Raw genomic sequence first — 18,409 nt, 5'->3', positions numbered from 1 at the left:
CCTACGAACAGCGGGCGATGATCAGCTCCCGCACGCGCTTCGCGTCCGCCTGGCCCTTCGTCGCCTTCATCACCGCGCCGACGATCGCGCCGGCCGCCGCCACCTTGCCGTCGCGGATCTTCGCCGCCACGTCCGGCTGCGCCGCCAACGCCTCGTCCACCGCCTTCTCCAGCGCGGAGTCGTCCGAGACGACCTTCAGGCCGCGCGCCTCGACGACGGCCTCGGGCTCGCCCTCACCGTCCAGCACGCCGGTGACGACCTCGCGCGCGAGCTTGTTGGTCAGCTCACCGGAGTTCACCAGCCCGACGACCCGCGCGATCTGCGCCGGCGTGATGCCGAGCTCGGCCAGCTCGACGCCACGCGCGTTGGCCTCCTTGGTCAGGTAGGCCACCCACCACGACCGGGCCTCGGCGGGCGTCGCGCCCGCCTCCACCGTGGCCGCCACCAGGTCCACCGCGCCCGCGTTGACCAGGTCGCGCAGCTCGGCGTCGGTCAGCGACCACTCCTGCTGCACCCGCTTGCGGCGCTCCCAGGGCAGCTCCGGCAACGTGCCGCGCAGCTCCTCCACCCACTCGCGCGACGGCGCGATGGGCACCAGGTCGGGCTCCGGGAAGTACCGGTAGTCCTCCGCGGTCTCCTTCGTGCGGCCCGACGAGGTGGACCCCGTCGACTCGTCGAAGTGCCTGGTCTCCTGCGTGATCGTGCCGCCTGCCGCCAGCAGCGCCGCCTGGCGGGTCATCTCGAACCGCACCGCCCGCTCGACGCTGCGCAGCGAGTTCACGTTCTTGGTCTCGGTGCGCGTGCCGAACTCGGTCGCGCCCTTGGCCATCAGCGACACGTTCGCGTCGCAGCGCAGCGAACCCTGGTCCATCCGGACGTCCGACACGTCGAGCGCCTTCAACAGGTCGCGCAACGCCGTGACGTAGGCGCGCGCCACCTCGGGCGCGCGCTCGCCGGTGCCCTCGATCGGCTTGGTGACGATCTCGATCAGCGGCACGCCGGCGCGGTTGTAGTCCAGCAGCGAGTGCTCCGCGCCGTGGATGCGGCCGTCCGAGCCGCCGACGTGCAGCGACTTGCCGGTGTCCTCCTCCATGTGCGCGCGCTCGATCTCGACCCGGAACAGCGAGCCGTCGTCCAGCGTCACGTCCAGGAAGCCGTTGAACGCGATCGGCTCGTCGTACTGCGAGGTCTGGAAGTTCTTCGGCATGTCCGGGTAGAAGTAGTTCTTCCGGGCGAACCGGCACCACTCGGCGATCTCGCAGTTGAGCGCCAGCCCGATCCGGATCGCCGACTCCACCGCCGTGCCGTTGACCGCGGGCAGCGCGCCGGGCATGCCCAGGCAGACCGGGCAGACCTGCGTGTTCGGCTCGCCGCCGAAGACGTTCGCGCAACCGCAGAACATCTTGGTGTTGGTGTGCAGCTCGACGTGCACCTCCAACCCCAGCACCGGGTCGAAGCGCTCGATGACCTCGGCGTAGTCCATCAGCTCGTGCACCGACGTCATGCCTTCCCGTCCTTCCGCAGACCCCGCACGGCCAGCGCCGCGCCCGTGATCGCCACCAGGATGCTCGCCGCCGCGTTGGCCAGCGCGAGCTTGTCGTTCTTGCCGCGAGCCGCCTTCAACGTGGAGAACGCGCTGGTGGCCGCGCCCGCGGCGCCGACGAGGGCGAGGACCGTCCGCGCCCGGCCCACCGCGCCCCGGTTCACCGGGCACCCGCCAACTGCGGCACGCCGCTGATCACCGTCGCGCCGAGCGCCGCGTCCCGCGCCACCTCGTACGCCGCCGCCACCCGGTACATCCGGTGGTCCTGCAACGCGGGCGCCATGATCTGCAGGCCGACCGGCAGGCCGTCTTCGTCGGACAGTCCGCTCGGGACGCTCATCGCGGCGTTGCCGGCCAGGTTCGCCGGGATCGTGCACAGGTCGGCCTTGTACATCGCCATCGGGTCGTTCGTGCGCTCGCCGATCGGGAACGCGGTGGTCGGCGTGGTCGGCGAGACCAGCACGTCCACCGTGGCGAACGCGGCGTCGAAGTCGCGGCTGATCAGCGTGCGCACCTTCTGCGCCGAGCCGTAGTAGGCGTCGTAGTAGCCCGACGACAGCGCGTACGTGCCGATCATGATGCGCCGCTTCACCTCGGGGCCGAAACCGGCCTCGCGGGTCAGCGACATGACCTCCTCGGCGCTGCGGGTGCCGTCGTCGCCCACGCGGATGCCGTAGCGCATCGCGTCGAAGCGGGCCAGGTTGGACGACGCCTCGCTCGGCGCGATCAGGTAGTACGCGGGCAGCGCGTAGTCGAAGCTCGGGCACGAGACCTCGACGACCTCCGCGCCGAGCTGCTTGAGCTGCGCCACGGCCGCCTCGAAGCTGCGCAGCACGCCGGGCTGGTAGCCCTCGCCGCTGAACTGCGTGACCACGCCGACGCGCACGCCGGACAGGTCGCCGTTCGCGCCCTCGCGCGCGGCGGCCACCACGGGCGGGACGGGCGCGTTGATCGAGGTGGAGTCCATCGGGTCGTACCCGGCGATGACCTCGTGCAGCAGGGCCGCGTCCAGCACGGTCCGGGCGCACGGCCCGGCCTGGTCCAGCGACGACGAGAACGCCACCAGCCCGTACCGCGACACACCGCCGTAGGTGGGCTTCACGCCGACCGTGCCGGTGACCGCGCCGGGCTGGCGGATCGAGCCGCCGGTGTCCGTGCCGATCGACAGCGGCGCCTGGAACGCGGCCAGCGCCGCCGCCGAGCCGCCGCCCGAGCCGCCCGGGATGCGGTCCAGGTCCCACGGGTTGCGGGTCGGGCCGTACGCGGAGTTCTCGGTGGAGGAGCCCATCGCGAACTCGTCCATGTTGGTCTTGCCGAGGACCACCACGCCGGCTTCCTTCAACCGGCGGGTGACCGTGGCGTCGTAGGGCGGGATCCAGCCCTCGAGGATCTTCGAGCCGACCGTGGTGGGCACGCCCTCCGTGGTGAGCACGTCCTTGAGCGCGATCGGCACGCCGGCCAGGGGGCCGACGTGGGCGCCGGCGGCGATGTCCTCGTCGACCTTGCGCGCGGCGTTGAGCGCGCCCTCGGTGTCGACGTGCAGGAACGCGTTGACCGCGCCGTCGACCTCGGCGATCCGGTCGAGGTGCGCCTGGGCGACCTCCACCGCGGAGACCTCGCGGCTCGCGATCTTGGCCGCGAGCTCCGCGGCGGTGCTGCGGATCAGACTGTTCATGATTCCGCCTCCGCGCGGAAGATAACGTCGGCGGTCATGCTTCCTCCCCCAGGATGCGGGGCACGCGGAAGCGTCCGTCCTCGGCGGCGGGGGCGCCCGCGAGCGCCTGCTGCTGACCGAGGCTGGGACGCACCACGTCCTCGCGGAACACGTTGGTCAGCGGAACGGCGTGCGAAGTGGGCGGGATGTCCGCGGTGGCGATGTCGCCCACCGTGGCCACCGACTGCAGGATCACGTCCAACTGGCCGGCGAACAGGTCCAGCTCGTCGTCGGTGACGGCGAGCCTCGCCAAGCGGGCCAGGTGCGCGACCTCGTCGCGGGAGATGCTGGGCACCTCGTCAACCCCCGTGGGTCGGTTTTTCGGATTTGGGACCTGCCGAGTCTATTGGCTGGTCAGGCCGACCTCCGACCGGGTTGCCCGCGCTCGCGCGCGTGGGTGCGCGATTTTACCCGTGCGCAACGCGCCTGGTGGGTCGGAAAGCGAAGCTGCGTCTGCGAGAATCATCGACCGGCGAGTTTCCACGTCGATGCTCCACCACAGCCTTTGGAGGCGTGCACCGTGTCCTTCCTGATCCGGGTCCAGCTCCCGGACCGTCCCGGCACCCTGGGCGCGGTCGCCTCCGCGCTCGGCGAGATCGGGGCCGACATCCTCAGCGTGGACGTGGTGGAGCGCGGGGCGGGCCTGGCCATCGACGACCTGGTGGTCGAGCTGCCCTCCGGGCGGCTGCCCGACGTGCTGATCACGGCCGCGGAGTCCATCGAAGGCGTCGAGGTGGACGCGGTCCGGCCGTACGCCGGCGTGCTGGACACCCACCGCGAGCTGGAACTGGTGGAGGAGGTCGCCGAGGACCCCCGCAACGGCCTCGCGGTGTTCACCGAGGGCGTGCCGAAGATCATCCGTGCGGGGTGGGCGGTGGTCGTGTCGTGGGACGGCGGCGTCGTGCACCGCCTGACCTCCTCATCGGCCGCTCCCGAGACCAAGCTGCAGACCCCGCCGTGGCTGCCCCTGCCCCGCGCCACCGTCCTCGACGGCGAGGACGACTGGGTGCCCGCGACCTGGCAGGAACTGGGCACCGAACTGGCCGCCACCCCTCTGGGCAAGCCGGACCGCGTCCTGCTGGTGGGCCGCCCGGGCGGTCCGATGTTCCGCGCCGCCGAAGTCGCCCGCCTGGCCCACCTGGCCGGCATCGTCTCCGTCGTCCTCCCCGACTGACCCGCGTGTCGAACCCTCAGGTCCCGCGTGTCGAACACTCAGGACCGGCGTGTCGAACACTCAGGACCCCCGAGCTCCACATCCGGAACGTTGAACTCGGGGGTCCTGGAGGTTCGACACGGTGGTCCTGAGTGTTCGACACGCGGGCGCTGAGGGTTCGACACGCGCGGGTCAGGGTTGGCGGCCCGTGGTGGCGACGGTGACGCCCAGGCCGATCATGGCCACGCCGCCGGCGCCGCCCACCATGGCCAGTCGGCGGGGCGAGCGGGCGAACCAGGCGCGGGCGGTGGCGGCGGCCAGGCCCCAGACGCTGTCGGACGCCACCGCGATGACGTTGAACACCAGCCCGAGCAGGAGCATCTGGAGGATGACGTGGCCCTGCGCGCGGTCCACGAACTGCGGCAGCACGGCGGCGAAGAACACGATCGTCTTCGGGTTCGCCACGCCCACCGCGAAGCCCTCCCACAACGTGCGCAGCCCGCCCTGCGCCGGGCCGCCGGCGGTGAACGTCGCGTGCAGCGCCCCGCGCTGCCGCACCGCCTTCACCCCGAGGTACACCAGGTACGCGGCCCCGGCCAGCTTCAACGTCGTGAACACGACCGCCGAACGCTCCACGACCGTCCCGACGCCGAACGCGACGGCCACGACCAGGGCATAAGCGCCGAGCGTGTTCCCCAGGACCGTGATCAGAGCGGCACGGCGACCCTGCGCCAACGCCCGCCCGACCACGAACAGGACGCTGGGCCCCGGTATCACGATCAGCAGGAACGACATGGCCGCGAAGGCGAGGAGCCGGTCGGTGGACACCATGGCGCAACGAAACCACGGCACGCGACCGCGCTACCAGTGCTTTTCGCGCGTCAGAGAGCCAGCTTCACCAGCTGCGCGTTGTCCGCGGCCTGCGTGCCGTCACGCAAGGTGAGCGTGTCCTCGAGGCCGATCCGGGTGTCCAGCCCGCGCGTCACCGCGTAGTCCAGCACCGGCCACGCGCTGTCGTCCTCGCCGTGCAGCAGGATCGGCGCCCCGAGCGGTCCGAGCAGGTCCAGCAACCGCGCCGCGTGCTCCGCGGTCTCCCCCGGCCGCACCTCCGCCAACACCCGCACCGTCCCCGCGGGCACGCCGACGTCCAGCAACGCCCGCGCCGCCTCGACGTGGAACACACCCAGCTCGATGCCGATGCCCGCGTCGCGCAACGCGTCCGCGACGGCGAGCCACCCGTCCTCGTGGACGTTGACCGACGCGAAGTCCGGACGTCCCGCCGCCAGCCCCGCCCACCCGCGCACCAGCTCCGCCCTCCGCACGGGGTCCGGCACGATCCACGCGCCGGTCGTCACGCCGATCTCCGCCCGCGGCACGACGGACCGCACCACGGACACCGAAGTGGCGACCTCCGGGCCGGCCAGCACCTCCAAGCCGACCACGTCCCGCGGGTGCAGGTGGAACGACGTCACGCCCAGCTCTCCGCACGCCGCGGCGTCGGCCGCCAGCTGCTGCGGCGTGATCGGCACACTAGGGTGGCTGCCCGGCTCACGGGCGCCGTTCAGACAGGCCTGGAGCACGTAACCCACCGAACCACAAGGTGTTGGATACCGCCATGCCGACGCTGACCTCAGCCCTGCTGCGCCACCACGCGGGCGCCAAGTCGTACTGGCGCGGGCTGACCTACCGGGACGCCGTGGTCGAGCTGGCCGTCCGCTCGCGGCACGTGGAAGGCGTCGTGGTCGGCGCGGCCGAGTACCGGGTGACGCTCCAGTGGGACGACACCCGCCTGGACGGCGCGTGCACCTGCCCGTACGGGTCGCAGGGCTTCTTCTGCAAGCACTGCGTCGCGGTCGGCCTGGTGCTGCTGGAACGCGGCCTGACCGTGCCGCCGCCGGACGCGGAGGACGAGGAGCTGCGCGTCCGCCTCGCCGAACTCGACCACGCGACGCTGGTGGAACTGCTCTACGACCGGGCCGCGCGGGACCGTTCGCTGCGCGACGAGATCATGCGAGTTCGAGGCTGAACCCGAGCGCGGTCACGTCGACGCCGGGCACCGGCCGCCAGTCGCGATCGGGCCGCCGTCGGAAACCGAGCCGCTGGTAGAGGCGGTGCGCCGTGGTCATGTGCTCGGAACTGCTCATCACCAACCGATGGGCGCCGAGCTCACGCGCCCGCACGATCACCGCGCGCACCAAGGCCTCGCCGACGCCGCGCCCGCGCGCCGACGGGCTCACCGCCAGCATCCGGAACTCCACCTCGCCGTCCCTGCTGACCTCGGCGTACGGGGTGCCGGGCCGGACCACCGTGACGGTGCCGAGCACGGTGTTCTCGACGTCCACCGCCACCAGCAGTTCCGCCTCACGGGCGCGCGTGCGCGTATCGACCAGCGTGTCGGCGTACCCGCCGGTGTGGCTGTCGATGTGGCGGTCGGCCTGGTAGGCGGCCACGGTGATCGCACCCGCCGCCGCCCACTCGTCTTCCCTGGCGGGCCTCACCACGATGTCGGCCATCTGGTTCCCTTCCACGTCATCGGACAGTCCCCGATTGTCGTCCAGACAACTGCTCCGACACGGTGCGATCAAGATTCCGGCCCGATGTCGTGCGCGGTCGTGGCCTGCGGAACCCCACGCCAGAGGGCACGCCCGACCACGGGCTGTACCTGGGCCGTGGCCGGCGAACGGGTCGAGGTGACGTGCGGCGGCGGTGTCGGGCGGACGGGCACCGTGATCGCGTGCCCGGCTGTGCCGGCGGGCGTCCCATCGGGTGACGCGGTGGCGTGGGCGCGGGCCGACCACAACCGGCGTGCGGTGGAAACGCCCTGGCAGAAGGGGTGGGTCGCGCGCTTCCCGCACGTGACGTCGGCGGGTTAATCGGTTGCCGGCCGTTCTCGCCGGCTGCTTTGGTGGCCGACGTCCCTGACACCTCACCGAGGAGGACGATCGTGCGAGCTGTCATGCCCTTCCAGAAGGTCGTAATCGCCTGTCTAGAAGAGGACATGACGCTTGGTGCGAACGCTGAACTTGGGGATCCTGGCGCACGTCGACGCCGGTAAGACGAGCCTGACCGAGCGGCTGCTGCACGCCGCCGGTGTCATCGACGAGGTCGGCAGCGTCGACGACGGCAGCACGCGGACCGACTCGCTCGCCCTCGAACGGCGGCGCGGCATCACCATCAAGGCCGCGGTGGTGTCGTTCGACGTCGGCGGCACGACGGTCAACCTGATCGACACACCCGGTCACCCGGACTTCATCGCCGAGGTGGAACGGGTGCTCGGCGTGCTCGACGGCGCGGTGCTGGTGGTGTCGGCGGTCGAGGGCGTGCAGGCGCAGACCCGCGTGCTGATGCGGGCGTTGCGGCGCTTGCGCATCCCGACGCTGGTGTTCGTGAACAAGGTGGACCGGGGTGGGGCTCGACCGGAGTCCGTGCTGCGGGACGTCGCGGCTCTCCTGACGCCCGCGGTGGTTCCGATGGCGCGGGTGGTCGACGCCGGTGGCCGTGCGGCTGCCGTCGTGCCGGGGATCGGGGACGGTGCGGTCGAGGTGCTGGCCGAGCACGACGACGCCGTGCTCGCGGCCTACGTCGAGGGGCGGGTGGTGCCCGATCCGCGTGCGGTGGTGGCGGCGCACGCCCGGCGGTGCGCGGTGCACCCCGTCTACTTCGGGTCGGCCATCACGGGCGCCGGCGTGCCGGAGTTGATGGCGGGGTTGGCGGAGTTCCTGCCCCCGGCGTCCGGTGATCCCGACGGGCCGGTGTCCGGGGTGGTGTTCAAGGTGGAACGCGGGGCCGGTGGTGAGCGGGTCGCGTTCGTGCGGATGTTCTCCGGGACGGTGCGCGTGCGCGACCGGTTGCCCGAGCGGGTCACGGCCTTGGGGGTGTTCGAGCGGGGTGCGGTGGTGCGCCGCGGCGCCGTTCGGGCGGGGCAGGTGGCGAAGGTGTGGGGGTTGGAGGGTGTCCGGGTCGGCGACGCCCTCGGCGTTCCGCCTCCCGGTGGGGAGCACCGGTTCGCGCCGCCGACGTTGGAGGCGGTCGTGGTGCCGTCGCGGGAGGCCGATCGCGGCGCGCTGCACGTGGCGCTGACGCGGTTGGCCGAGCAGGACCCGTTGATCGGCCTGCGGCACGGCGGGCGGGTTTCGCTGTACGGCGAGGTGCAGAAGGAGGTGCTGCAGGCGACGTTGGCCGAGGAGCACGGGCTGGAGGTGGAGTTCCGGGAGACGACCACGATCTGCCTGGAGCGGCCGGTCGGGGTGGGGTCGGCGGTGGAGTTCATCGGCGACGACGGGAACCCGTTCCTGGCGACGGTGGGGTTGCGGGTGGAGCCGGGTGACGGGGTGACGTTCGCGTTGGGCGTCGAGCTGGGGTCGATGCCGTTCGCGTTCTTCAAGGCGGTGGAGGAGAGCGTGCGGGAGGCGCTCGGGCAGGGGTTGTGCGGGTGGGAGGTCACCGATTGCGCGGTGACGATGACGCACGCCGGGTATTGGGCGCGGCAGTCGCACGCGCACGGGACGTTCGACAAGAGCATGTCGAGCACGGCCGGCGACTTCCGGTCGCTGGCGCCGTTGGTGTTGTTCTCGGCTTTGCGTTCGGCGGGGACGTCGGTGCTCTCGCCCGTGCACCGGTTTTCGCTGGAGGCGCCGGGTGACGTGCTCGGTGGGTTGACGCCGGTGCTGGCGCGGTGGGGGGCGGTGCTGCTGGGGAGCGTGCCGCGGGGGCGGGTGACCGTGGTGGAGGGCGAGATCCCGGCGGGGTCCGTGCACGGGTTCCAGCGGGTGGTGCCCGGGCTGACCCGTGGTGAGGGGGTGTTGGAGGCGGCGTTCTCGCACCACGCGCCGGTGCGCGGTGCGGTCCCGGTGCGGGCGCGGACGGATCAGAACCCGTTGAACCGAAAGGAATACCTGCTGCGCGTGACGCGGCGGACCAACTGACCCATGGGAGTGAACCTTGTCCAGCTATGACGTGATCGGTGATCCGGCGTTCTTCGGGAAGGTGTGGGCGGAGGACTACGACAGCGGAACCGAGCTCGACCCGACTCCGGCGGTGGACTTCCTGGCGCCGATGGCGGGTGGGCGGCGGGCTCTCGAGTTGGCGATCGGCACGGGGCGGGTGGCGTTGCCGTTGGCGGCGCGGGGTGTGCCCGTGGAGGGGGTGGAGGGTTCGGAGCTGATGGCGGCGAAGCTGGCCGCGAAACCGGGTGGGGCGGACGTGCCGGTGACCATCGGCGACATGGCCGACGTGCCGGTGACGGGCCGCTTCGCGCTCGTGTACCTGGTGTTCAACACGATCTTCAACCTGGTGGACGTCCGGCGGCAGGCGGACTGCTTCGCGAACGTCGCGCGCGTGCTGGAGCCGGACGGCGCGTTCGTGATCGAGACGTACGTGCCCGACCCGTCGCAGTTCCCGGGCGGCAAGCGGGTCCAGGCGCTGTGGGCGGACGTCGAGTCGGCGGCGATCGAGGTGTACGACGTCGACCTGGCGGCGCAGCGGTTCGTCAGCCAGAAGGTCATCTTCACCGCCGACGGCATCCGCCTGAAGCCACACGCCCAGCGCTACACCTACCCCGGCGAACTGGACCTGATGGCCGAACGCGCCGGCCTGCACCTGACCGAACGCCACGAATCCTGGACCCGCCGCCCGTTCACCGGCGCCAGCAAGGGCCACATCTCGGTCTACCGGCCGATGTGACGTACCGACTCCCCGCCCAACCCGGTCCACGGCTGCGGCGGGCTTCGCTCGGCTGGCTGGCTGGCTGGCTGGCCGGCCGGCCGAGCGGGCCGGACGGGGTTGGGCGGGCCGGGCGCAGGTGTGGTGGCGCGGTTGGGGTCGGGTTTCGGGTCGGTGGTGGGGTGGGCGGTGGCTGGGTGGTGGCGGCGGTCGCGGTGGTGGGATGGATCGGATCGGGCGGGGGTTGGGCGGGTTGGGGTGGGGGTTGGTTGCCGGCCTCGTTGTTTCAACCGACGTTCGAGGCTGGCGATAACGACGTTTTGATTCAGTCCTCCTGTCGTGATCACTCGATCGTGGTGCTTGTAGTGAGGGAAACTGCTGGTCAGGGCATTGCAGGGGTTGGGTTAGGTGGCGGGGTGGTGGAGTCGTCGGTGGGGGTTGGGGGGTCGGCGGGGTCTTCGGCGACGGTGGCGATCTTGGTGGCTGCTTCCGGGCCCTCGGTCAGCAGGACGCGGAAACCCGCTTCGTCCAGCACCGGGACCTTCAGTTGTTCCGCCTTCTCCGCCTTGGAACCCGGCGACTCGCCCACGACGACGAACGCCGTCTTCTTCGACACCGAGCCCGCCGCCTTGCCGCCGCGCGACAGGATCGCCTCCTTGGCCTCGTCCCGCGAGAACGTCTCCAGCGAACCCGTCACCACGATCGACAACCCCTCCAGGTTGCGCGGGATCGAGGTGTCCCGCTCCTCGGCCGTGCGCACCCCGGCGGCCCGCCACTTCGCCACGACGGCTTGCCGCCACGGGGTCTCGACCCACTCGCGCACGGCCGTGGCGATGGTCGGGCCCACGCCCTCGGCGGCGGCCAGTTCCTCCTCCGTCGCGGCGACGATGCGGTCCAGGGAGCCGAACTCCTGCGCCAGGGCCCGGGCGGCGGTGGGGCCCACGTGGCGGATCGACAGGGCGACCAGGACTCTCCACAGTGGACGCTGCTTGACCGTCTCCAGGTTGTCCAGCAGCTTCACGGCGTTCGCGGTCAGGTCGCCGTCCTTGGTGCGGAACAGGTCGACCCGCGCCAGCTTGTCCGCGTCGAGGTCGAACAGGTCGCCCTCGTCGCCGTACACGGGTGAGTCGACGAGCGCCGCCGCCGCCTCGAAGCCCAGCACCTCGATGTCCAACGCCGAGCGCGACGCCAGGTACGCCAAGCGCTCGCGCAGCTGTCCCGGGCACCCCGCGGCGTTGGGGCACCTGATGTCGACGTCCGCCTCCTTCATCGGGCGCAACGCGTGCCCGCACTCGGGGCACGTCAGGGGCATCTCGAACGCGTAGGCGCCATCAGGCCGCGCGTCGATCACCGGACCCAGCACCTCGGGGATCACGTCGCCGGCCTTGCGGATCACGATGCGGTCGCCGATCAGCACACCCTTGCGCTTCACCTCGCTGGCGTTGTGCAAAGTCGCGCGGGCGACCGTCGAACCCGCCACCTTCACCGGCTCCATCACGGCGAACGGCGTCACCCGGCCCGTGCGCCCGACCTGCACCTTGATGTCCAGCAGGGTGGTGGTGGCCTCCTCCGGCGGGTACTTGAACGCGATCGCCCACCGCGGCGCGCGGGACGTGCTGCCGAGCCGCCGTTGCCACGACACCTCGTCCACCTTGACGACGACGCCGTCGATCTCGTGCACGGCGTCGTGGCGGTGCTCGCCCCAGTGCGCGACGTGCGCGCCGACCTCCTCGAACGTGCCCAGCACCGCGGTGTGCGACGACACCGGCAGCCCCCACGCGCGCAGCGCCTCGTAGGCCTCGGACTGCCGGGTCAGCTCGAACCCCTCGCGCTTGCCCAGCCCGTGGCAGATCATCCGCAGCCGGCGCGACGCCGTGACCTTCGGGTCCTTCTGCCGCAACGACCCGGCGGCGGTGTTGCGCGGGTTCGCGAAGGGCGGTCTGCCGGCTTCCACGAGCCGCGCGTTGAGCTCCAGGAAGTCCTCCACGGCGAAGAACACCTCGCCGCGCACCTCGACCAGCGCGGGCACGGGGTACTCGTCGGTGCCGGTCAACGTCTCCGGCACGTCCTCGAGCGTCCGCACGTTGAGCGTGACGTCCTCGCCGGTGCGCCCGTCGCCGCGGGTCAGGGCCCGGACCAGGCGGCCGTGCTCGTAGAGCAGGTTGATCGCCAACCCGTCGATCTTCAGCTCGCACAGGAAGTGCGCGTCCGCGCCGACCTCCTTGCGCACCCGGTCGAACCAGCCCTGCAGCTCCTCGGCCGAGAACACGTTGTCGAGGCTGAGCATCCGCTCCAGGTGGTCGACCGCCTTGAACTCGGTCGAGAACGTGCCGCCGACGAGCTGCGTGGGCGAATCGGGCGTGGCGAGCCCGGGGTGCGCCTGCTCCAGCGCTTCCAACTCCCGGAGCAACGCGTCGAACTCGCCGTCACTGACCGTCGGCGAGTCGAGGACGTAGTAGCGGAACTGGTGCCCGCGCACCACCTCGGCCAACGCGGCGTGCCGCTCGCGCACGTCGGCGGGCACGTCCTCGACGCCCTCGGCGGGCACCTGGGTCGGGTTCAACGAGTCGCTGCTGGTCACGGCATGAGGGTAACCAGGGGGTCCGACAATTTCAGGAGGGATCCGCGGCGATCGCGCGGACCAGGTCGCGCAGTTCCAGCAGGCCGATCGTGCCCTCCGGCTCGGCGGACGCGGTTTCCACCCGGCCGAGTCGTTCACCGGCCAGTCGCTCACCCAGCGTGACGTCCAACGGGAGGAACGTCATGGTCTGCCTGGCCTTGTCGTCGAGGTCGGCGAACCCGGGGTGGTAGACGGCGACGTCGACCAGGCCGTCGGAGACCTGCGCGACCACCCGCACGTCGGCCAGTCGCAGCCGGCGGGGCCCGAGGTTGATGGTGACCAGGGTCGGGTCCGGCACCGCGGGCACCGAGTCGTGGTACTCCCAGATCATGTCCTCGGCGGGTGCGGCCCCGATCCACGCGTCGGTGTAGGGCCGCAGCTTCGGGTCTTCACGGCCGGTGATCACCAGGGCGTAGATCGCCCGGTGGCCGCGTTCGAGGGAGAACTCCAGGTCGGGGTGCATGGCGGCGACCATCGCGCCCAGGTCGCCCTCCACCCGGTACGGTTCGCCGTCGCCCAGGGCCGCGCTCACGGTCGGCAGCAGCTCGAACCACTCCTGCCAGAACGCCGCCGCGGCCTCGGCCGGGTTGGGCAGGTGGACGGGCGCGGGTTCGGGTTCGGTGCGTCGGCGGAACCAGCTCATGGCTCCATTGAACTACGGCCGGACCGCGGCTGTGCCCGGAACTGCGGGGGCGCCGAGCCCCGGCGGTCGGCCACGGCGAGCAGTTCCGCCGCGGGTCCCACGAGCTTGCGCCCGCCCGGCCACACGGCGCGCAGCACGCGTCGCAGGTCGAGTTCCGCGGGCACTTCGACCAGCCGGCCTTCGGCGAGGTCGACGTCCACGGCGAGCACGCTCAGCACGGCGGGCGCGACCCCGGCGACCACCGCGCCGCGCACGGCCGTGGTGGAGCCGAGTTCCAGCGCGGGCGGGCACGCGTCGGGCAACGCCCGGTCGAGCGTGTCGCGGGTGCCGGAGCCGCGTTCGCGCATCACGAGCGGTGTCGCGGCCAGTTCCGGCGGGGTGAGCGGTCGGCGTCGGCGTGACCACGGGTGGCCGGGCGCGACGACCACCGCGAGCCGGTCCACGGCCACTTTCCGGGACGACAGCCCTGGTAGCGGGCCTGGTGCTTCGACGAAGCCGAGGTCGACCGCGCCGTCGCGGACGAGTGCGCCGACCGTCTCCGAGTTCGTCACCCGCAGTCCCACGCGCAGGTCGGGTCGGGTGCGGCGCAGCTCGCCGATCCAGCTCGGCGCGAGGTGCTCGGCCACGGTCATGCTCGCGGCGACCCGCAGCTCGGCCTCCTGCGCCGACCGCAGCGCCCGCGCGCCCTCCACCAGGCCCGCGACCTCGTCCAGCACCCGCCGTGCCCGTTCGGTCACCACCACGCCAGCGGGCGTGAGCACGGAGCCGCGCCGGCCGCGGTCGACCAGCACGACGCCGAGTCGCCGTTCCAGTGTGGACAGCCGCTTGCTCGCCGACGGTTGCGCGATGCCGAGGTGCTCGGCGGCCCGGCCGAGGCTGCCCAGCTCCCCGACGAGCACCAGCAGGCGCAGCGATTCGAGGTCCGGGGTCATAGCCACAGGGTATGACTGCGGCATCGACGGCCGCCTACCGGAAGCGCCGGCGCCGACGGAGGCTGGACGGTGTGCTGATCGCCGCGTTGGTCCTGGGTGTGCTGGTGGGTGGACGCCTGCCGGATCTGACCGGCGTCACGCGCAGGCTGCTGCGCACCGGGGTGGTGCTGCTCGGTCTGCAACTGTCCGTTGTGCAACTGCTCGACCTGGGACCGGGCGTTCTGGTGGCGATCCTGGCGACGGTCTCGGTGACGTTCTTCGGCACGGTGGCGCTCGGCCGCCGGCTGCGCCTGCCGCGCGGCCTGTACATCCTCGTGGCCAGCGGTTTCTCGATCTGCGGCGCGTCGGCCATCGCCGCTGTCGAGGGCCGGGTCGACCGCGAGGACGAGCACGTGGCCACCAGCGTCACCCTCGTCACGCTCTACGGCGCGCTGGCGATGATCGCGTTGCCGCTGCTGAACGCCTCACCGCAGTGGATCGGGCTGAGCGTGCACGAGGTCGCGCAGGTGGCCGCCGCCGCACCGGCCGGCGGTCTGGCGACGGCGATGGCGGTGAAGCTCGGCCGGGTGGCGCTGTTGGCGCCGATCGTGGCCGGCGTCGGCGGTCGCGGCGCGCCGCTGGTGCCCGGCTTCCTGCTCGGTTTCCTGGCGTTGATGCTGGTCAGCCCGCTGGTGCCACCGGCTGTCGTGGACGTGGCCGGCACCGCGACGGCGGTCGTCCTGGCCGCCGCGCTGTTCGGCCTGGGCACGTCGGTGCGCCTCAAGAGCCTCGTGCGGACCAGCCCCAGGGCGCTCCTCCTGGGGCTGCTCTCCACGCTCCTGGTGTGCGGGACGGGTTACCTGTCGCTGCGGGTGGTGTGAGCGCGCAGCAGGTCGGCGTTCAGCCGGGCAATGGTGGTCAGCGGGATGCCCTTGGGGCACGCTGACGTGCACTCGCCGGTGTTCGTGCAGCCGCCGAAGCCCGACGCGTCGTGCTCGGCGACCATGTCCCGCGCCCGCGAGTACCGCTCCGGCTGCCCCTGCGGCAGCACGCCGAGGTGCGTGGCCTTCGCGGCGGTGAACAGCATGGCGGACCCGTTGGGGCACGCGGCCACGCACGCGCCGCAGCCGATGCACGCCGCCGCCTCGAACGCCGTGTCCGCGTCCGGCTTGGGCACGGGCGTCGCGTGGGCGTCCGGCGCGGACCCGGTCGGCACGCTGATGTACCCGCCGGCCGCCACGATCCGGTCGAACGCGGACCGGTCCACCACCAGGTCGCGCACCACCGGGAACGGCTCGGCCCGCCACGGCTCCACGGTCACCACGTCGCCGTCGCGGAAGTGCCGCAGGTGCAGCTGGCACGCCGTGGTGGCCTTCTCCGGCCCGTGCGCCATCCCGTTGATCATCATCCCGCACATGCCGCAGATGCCCTCGCGGCAGTCGTGGTCGAACGCCACCGGCTCCTGCCCGGACGTGATCAACCGCTCGTTGAGCACGTCCAGCGCTTCCAGGAACGACATGTCAGGCGACAGGTCGTCCACGGCGTACTCCACCAGCCGCCCGGTGGCGCCGCTCTGCCGCCAGATCCGCAGGGTCAGCTTCACGAGTAGCTCCTGGTGCTCGGCGTGACGTGCTCGAAGGTCAGCGCTTCCTTGTGCAGCACGGGCGGTTGGCCCACGCCCGTGTACTCCCAGGCGGCGACGTAGGAGTAGTTCGCGTCGTCCCGCAACGCCTCGCCGTCCGGGGTCTGGCTCTCCGACCGGAAGTGCCCGCCGCACGACTCGGCGCGGTGCAGGGCGTCCACGCACATCAGCTCCGCCAGCTCGAAGAAGTCCGCGACCCGGCCCGCCTTCTCCAGCTCCTGGTTGAGCCGCTCCCCGGTGCCGGGCACCTTCACCCGCTGCCAGAACTCCTCGCGCAGCTCCGGGATGCGCTCCAACGCCTTGCGCAGCCCCGCCTCGTCGCGCTCCATGCCGCACTCGTCCCACATCAACCGGCCGAGCTCGCGGTGGAACGACTCGACCGTGCGGTCACCGTCGACGGCCAGCAACGTCTTCACCCGACCGCGCACCTCGGACACCGTGTCCGCCACGACCGGGTGACTCTCGTCCAGGGGTCCGAACGGCGCGTCGGCCAGGTAGTCGCCGATCACGCCGGGCAGCACGAAGTAGCCGTCCGCCAGGCCCTGCATCAACGCCGACGCGCCCAACCGGTTCGCGCCGTGGTCGGAGAAGTTCGCCTCGCCGATCACGTACAGGCCGGGGATCGTGGCACGCAGGTCGTAGTCGACCCACAGGCCACCCATCGTGTAGTGCACGGCCGGGTAGATGCGCATCGGCGTCCGGTACGGGTCGTCGCCGGTGATGCGCTGGTACATCTCGAACAGGTTCCCGTAGCGCTGTTCGACGGCGAGCGCCCCGAGGCGTTCGATGGCGTCGGCGAAGTCGAGGTACACGCCGCGCTTCTCGTCTGAGATGTTCTTGGCCGCCCTGGACGCGATGTCCCGCGGCACGAGGTTGCCGAACGCCGGGTACATGCGTTCCAGGAAGTAGTCCCGGTCGGCTTCGGGGATGTCGTTCGGCGCACGCGTGTCGCGCGGGTCTCGCGGCACCCACACGCGGCCGTCGTTGCGCAGGGATTCACTCATCAGGGTCAGCTTCGACTGGTGGTCGCCGCTGATCGGGATGCACGTCGGGTGGATCTGGGTGAAGCACGGGTTCGCGAACAGCGCGCCGCGCCGGTGCGCCCGCCAGATCGCCGTGGTGTTGCAGCCCTTGGCGTTGGTGGAGAGGTGGAACACGTTGCCGTAGCCGCCGGTGGCGAGCACGACGGCGTCCGCGAAGTGGGTGGACACCGCGCCGGTGACGAGGTCGCGCACGACGATCCCGCGCGCCCGGTCGTCCACCACGACGAGGTCGAGCATCTCGGTGCGCGGGTGCATCTCGACGCGTCCGGCGGCGATCTGCCGTTCCAACGCCTGGTAAGCGCCCAGGAGGAGTTGCTGTCCCGTCTGGCCGCGGGCGTAGAACGTCCGGGAGACCTGCGCGCCGCCGAACGACCTGGTGTCCAGCAGGCCGCCGTACTCGCGGGCGAACGGCACGCCCTGCGCCACGCACTGGTCGATGATCTCGACGCTGATCTGCGCCAACCGGTGCACGTTCGACTCGCGGGAGCGGAAGTCGCCGCCCTTGACGGTGTCGTAGAACAGCCGGTGCACGCTGTCGCCGTCGTTGCGGTAGTTCTTGGCCGCGTTGATGCCGCCCTGCGCGGCGATGCTGTGCGCGCGGCGGGGGCTGTCCTGGTAGCAGAACGACTTGACCTGGTAGCCGAGCTCGGCCAACGTCGCCGCGGCCGAGCCGCCCGCGAGGCCGGTGCCGACCACGATCACGCTGCGGTTGCGCCGGTTCGCGGGGTTGACCAGCCGGGCGGAGAAGCGGCGGCGGTCCCAGCGGGTCTCGATCGGTCCGGTCGGCACGCGCTGATCGGTGATCGGGGCGCCTTCGGTGTAGGGCATGTCAGCTCACCAATCCGGTGAAGACGGCGAAGGGAACGGAGAGGAAACCGGCGCAGATCGCCACGGCGACGCCGAGGCCGATCACGCGCGAGGTGGTGACGCCGAGCGTCTGGGTGGCGCTCCACACGCCGTGGCGGATGTGGAAGCCCAGGGCGAGCACGGCGACCGCGTACGCCAGCACCACGTACCAGTGCTGGAAGTCGGCGACCACGTTCGCGTGGATCTCGCCGGGCACGCCGTGGGGGTTGAGCCACCCGACGGTGAGGTCGAGCAGGTGGTAGACCACGAACAGGGCGATGATCACGCCGCCCCAGCGCATGGTGCGGGCCGCGTAGCTGCCCTGGACGCGTCTGCGGTGCTCGTACCGGCCCTTGGCCTTGCGCGCTTTCGCGGTCAGTTGGTAGGCGGCGGCGAAGTGCAGTCCCACGCACGCGAGCAGGGCGACCCGCGTCGGCCAGACCGCGCCGATCTCGCGCAGCCACCGGCCGTAGCCGTCGATCGCGTCCGCGCCGGAGAAGACGGTGAGGTTGCCGAGCATGTGCACGACGACGTACAGCAGCAGTCCGGCGCCGGTGACCGCCATGACGACTTTCTTGCCGACGGTGGTGCGGTAGAGCCCGATCGTGTCCACGTCGCTGACGCTAGGAACCG

19 protein-coding genes are annotated in these 18,409 nt (G+C 71.8%); 6 read left to right on the top strand and 13 right to left on the bottom strand.

Annotated features, from left to right (window positions below):
- Position 1: 1 nt before the first annotated feature.
- From gatB to gatC, 4 genes are read right to left on the bottom strand one after another with little or no spacing between them, the layout of a single operon-like run.
- Positions 2–1,504 (bottom strand): Asp-tRNA(Asn)/Glu-tRNA(Gln) amidotransferase subunit GatB, encoded by a 1,503-nt coding sequence (gene gatB, locus AB0H12_RS05350; RefSeq protein ID WP_499621031.1) that lies wholly within the window; start codon positions 1,502–1,504, stop codon positions 2–4.
- Positions 1,501–1,707 (bottom strand): hypothetical protein, encoded by a 207-nt coding sequence (locus AB0H12_RS05345; protein ID WP_499621029.1) that lies wholly within the window; start codon positions 1,705–1,707, stop codon positions 1,501–1,503. The genes gatB and AB0H12_RS05345 overlap by 4 nt, the downstream gene beginning before the upstream one ends.
- The gene (gatA, locus tag AB0H12_RS05340) at positions 1,704–3,218 is read right to left on the bottom strand and encodes an Asp-tRNA(Asn)/Glu-tRNA(Gln) amidotransferase subunit GatA (protein WP_499621027.1); all 1,515 of its coding nucleotides are present in this window, start codon (positions 3,216–3,218) and stop codon (positions 1,704–1,706) included. Before gatA ends, AB0H12_RS05345 begins: the two co-directional genes overlap by 4 nt.
- Before the next feature lie 34 nt (positions 3,219–3,252).
- Positions 3,253–3,552 (bottom strand): Asp-tRNA(Asn)/Glu-tRNA(Gln) amidotransferase subunit GatC, encoded by a 300-nt coding sequence (gene gatC, locus AB0H12_RS05335; RefSeq protein WP_015104569.1) that lies wholly within the window; start codon positions 3,550–3,552, stop codon positions 3,253–3,255.
- A gap of 225 nt (positions 3,553–3,777) precedes the next feature.
- Between gatC and AB0H12_RS05330 the strand changes: the two genes are divergently transcribed.
- Entirely contained in the window at positions 3,778–4,431 is a 654-nt protein-coding gene (locus AB0H12_RS05330; protein ID WP_499621026.1) for an ACT domain-containing protein, read from the top strand.
- 171 nt (positions 4,432–4,602) lie between these two features.
- Here the strand turns inward: AB0H12_RS05330 and AB0H12_RS05325 are convergent, their stop codons facing one another.
- Together AB0H12_RS05325 and AB0H12_RS05320 are read right to left on the bottom strand one after the other, a co-directional pair.
- Positions 4,603–5,241, bottom strand: a complete 639-nt coding sequence (locus AB0H12_RS05325) for a LysE family translocator (RefSeq protein ID WP_499621025.1) — start codon at positions 5,239–5,241, stop codon at positions 4,603–4,605.
- A 50-nt stretch (positions 5,242–5,291) separates the two neighbouring features.
- Entirely contained in the window at positions 5,292–5,999 is a 708-nt protein-coding gene (locus tag AB0H12_RS05320) for a 3-keto-5-aminohexanoate cleavage protein (RefSeq protein ID WP_499621023.1), read from the bottom strand.
- Positions 6,000–6,025: 26 nt separating this feature from the next.
- Here AB0H12_RS05320 and AB0H12_RS05315 point away from each other — a divergent pair, with 26 nt between their 5' ends.
- Positions 6,026–6,436 (top strand): SWIM zinc finger family protein, encoded by a 411-nt coding sequence (locus tag AB0H12_RS05315; protein WP_499621021.1) that lies wholly within the window; start codon positions 6,026–6,028, stop codon positions 6,434–6,436.
- Here AB0H12_RS05315 and AB0H12_RS05310 read toward each other — a convergent pair.
- The gene (locus AB0H12_RS05310; protein ID WP_499621768.1) at positions 6,417–6,923 is read right to left on the bottom strand and encodes a GNAT family N-acetyltransferase; all 507 of its coding nucleotides are present in this window, start codon (positions 6,921–6,923) and stop codon (positions 6,417–6,419) included. The genes AB0H12_RS05315 and AB0H12_RS05310 overlap by 20 nt on opposite strands.
- A gap of 156 nt (positions 6,924–7,079) precedes the next feature.
- On the opposite strand from AB0H12_RS05310, the gene AB0H12_RS05305 reads away from it, so the two are divergent.
- The 3 genes from AB0H12_RS05305 (at position 7,080) to AB0H12_RS05295 (ending at position 10,092) form a co-directional block, all read left to right on the top strand.
- Complete coding sequence (locus tag AB0H12_RS05305; RefSeq protein ID WP_499621020.1) at positions 7,080–7,283, top strand: hypothetical protein; 204 nt, start codon at positions 7,080–7,082, stop codon at positions 7,281–7,283.
- A gap of 135 nt (positions 7,284–7,418) precedes the next feature.
- Positions 7,419–9,335, top strand: a complete 1,917-nt coding sequence (locus AB0H12_RS05300) for a GTP-binding protein (protein ID WP_499621018.1) — start codon at positions 7,419–7,421, stop codon at positions 9,333–9,335.
- Positions 9,336–9,351: 16 nt separating this feature from the next.
- The gene (locus AB0H12_RS05295; RefSeq protein ID WP_499621016.1) at positions 9,352–10,092 is read left to right on the top strand and encodes a class I SAM-dependent DNA methyltransferase; all 741 of its coding nucleotides are present in this window, start codon (positions 9,352–9,354) and stop codon (positions 10,090–10,092) included.
- 361 nt (positions 10,093–10,453) lie between these two features.
- Here the strand turns inward: AB0H12_RS05295 and ligA are convergent, their stop codons facing one another.
- The 3 genes from ligA to AB0H12_RS05280 are packed head-to-tail and all read right to left on the bottom strand — an operon-like array spanning position 10,454 to position 14,266.
- Positions 10,454–12,652 (bottom strand): NAD-dependent DNA ligase LigA, encoded by a 2,199-nt coding sequence (gene ligA / locus AB0H12_RS05290; protein WP_499621014.1) that lies wholly within the window; start codon positions 12,650–12,652, stop codon positions 10,454–10,456.
- Between the two features lie 31 nt (positions 12,653–12,683).
- Positions 12,684–13,334, bottom strand: a complete 651-nt coding sequence (locus AB0H12_RS05285) for a hypothetical protein (RefSeq protein ID WP_499621012.1) — start codon at positions 13,332–13,334, stop codon at positions 12,684–12,686.
- A complete protein-coding gene (locus AB0H12_RS05280) occupies positions 13,331–14,266 on the bottom strand; it encodes a LysR substrate-binding domain-containing protein (RefSeq protein ID WP_499621011.1) in 936 nt (311 codons plus the stop codon). Before AB0H12_RS05280 ends, AB0H12_RS05285 begins: the two co-directional genes overlap by 4 nt.
- A gap of 11 nt (positions 14,267–14,277) precedes the next feature.
- Here AB0H12_RS05280 and AB0H12_RS05275 point away from each other — a divergent pair, with 11 nt between their 5' ends.
- Complete coding sequence (locus tag AB0H12_RS05275) at positions 14,278–15,126, top strand: YeiH family protein (protein ID WP_499621010.1); 849 nt, start codon at positions 14,278–14,280, stop codon at positions 15,124–15,126.
- On the opposite strand, the gene AB0H12_RS05270 is transcribed toward AB0H12_RS05275, so the two are convergent.
- The 3 genes from AB0H12_RS05270 to AB0H12_RS05260 are packed head-to-tail and all read right to left on the bottom strand — an operon-like array spanning position 15,102 to position 18,389.
- A complete protein-coding gene (locus tag AB0H12_RS05270) occupies positions 15,102–15,848 on the bottom strand; it encodes a succinate dehydrogenase/fumarate reductase iron-sulfur subunit (RefSeq protein WP_499621009.1) in 747 nt (248 codons plus the stop codon). The genes AB0H12_RS05275 and AB0H12_RS05270 overlap by 25 nt on opposite strands.
- Positions 15,845–17,758 carry a fumarate reductase/succinate dehydrogenase flavoprotein subunit gene (locus tag AB0H12_RS05265; RefSeq protein ID WP_499621008.1) on the bottom strand — a complete coding sequence of 638 codons (1,914 nt, stop codon included), beginning with the start codon at positions 17,756–17,758 and terminating at the stop codon, positions 15,845–15,847. The genes AB0H12_RS05270 and AB0H12_RS05265 overlap by 4 nt, the downstream gene beginning before the upstream one ends.
- 1 nt (position 17,759) lies before the next feature.
- Entirely contained in the window at positions 17,760–18,389 is a 630-nt protein-coding gene (locus tag AB0H12_RS05260) for a succinate dehydrogenase cytochrome b subunit (protein ID WP_499621007.1), read from the bottom strand.
- Between the last annotated feature and the right edge of the window lie 20 nt (positions 18,390–18,409).

It is taken from the genome of Actinosynnema sp. NPDC023794, assembly GCF_040639675.1.
GTDB classification, from domain to species: Bacteria; Actinomycetota; Actinomycetes; order Mycobacteriales; family Pseudonocardiaceae; genus Actinosynnema; species Actinosynnema luteola.
This window is presented reverse-complemented; position numbering and strand designations above follow the sequence as displayed.

Coding starts and splice junctions, on each gene's coding strand:
- gatB (WP_499621031.1), bottom strand. CDS start 1,504: ATGACGTCGGTGCACGAGCTGATGGACTACGCCGAGGTCATCGAGCGC.
- gatA (WP_499621027.1), bottom strand. CDS start 3,218: ATGAACAGTCTGATCCGCAGCACCGCCGCGGAGCTCGCGGCCAAGATC.
- AB0H12_RS05325 (WP_499621025.1), bottom strand. CDS start 5,241: ATGGTGTCCACCGACCGGCTCCTCGCCTTCGCGGCCATGTCGTTCCTG.
- AB0H12_RS05315 (WP_499621021.1), top strand. CDS start 6,026: ATGCCGACGCTGACCTCAGCCCTGCTGCGCCACCACGCGGGCGCCAAG.
- AB0H12_RS05310 (WP_499621768.1), bottom strand. CDS start 6,923: ATGGCCGACATCGTGGTGAGGCCCGCCAGGGAAGACGAGTGGGCGGCG.
- AB0H12_RS05285 (WP_499621012.1), bottom strand. CDS start 13,334: ATGAGCTGGTTCCGCCGACGCACCGAACCCGAACCCGCGCCCGTCCAC.
- AB0H12_RS05280 (WP_499621011.1), bottom strand. CDS start 14,266: ATGACCCCGGACCTCGAATCGCTGCGCCTGCTGGTGCTCGTCGGGGAG.
- AB0H12_RS05275 (WP_499621010.1), top strand. CDS start 14,278: ATGACTGCGGCATCGACGGCCGCCTACCGGAAGCGCCGGCGCCGACGG.
- AB0H12_RS05265 (WP_499621008.1), bottom strand. CDS start 17,758: ATGCCCTACACCGAAGGCGCCCCGATCACCGATCAGCGCGTGCCGACC.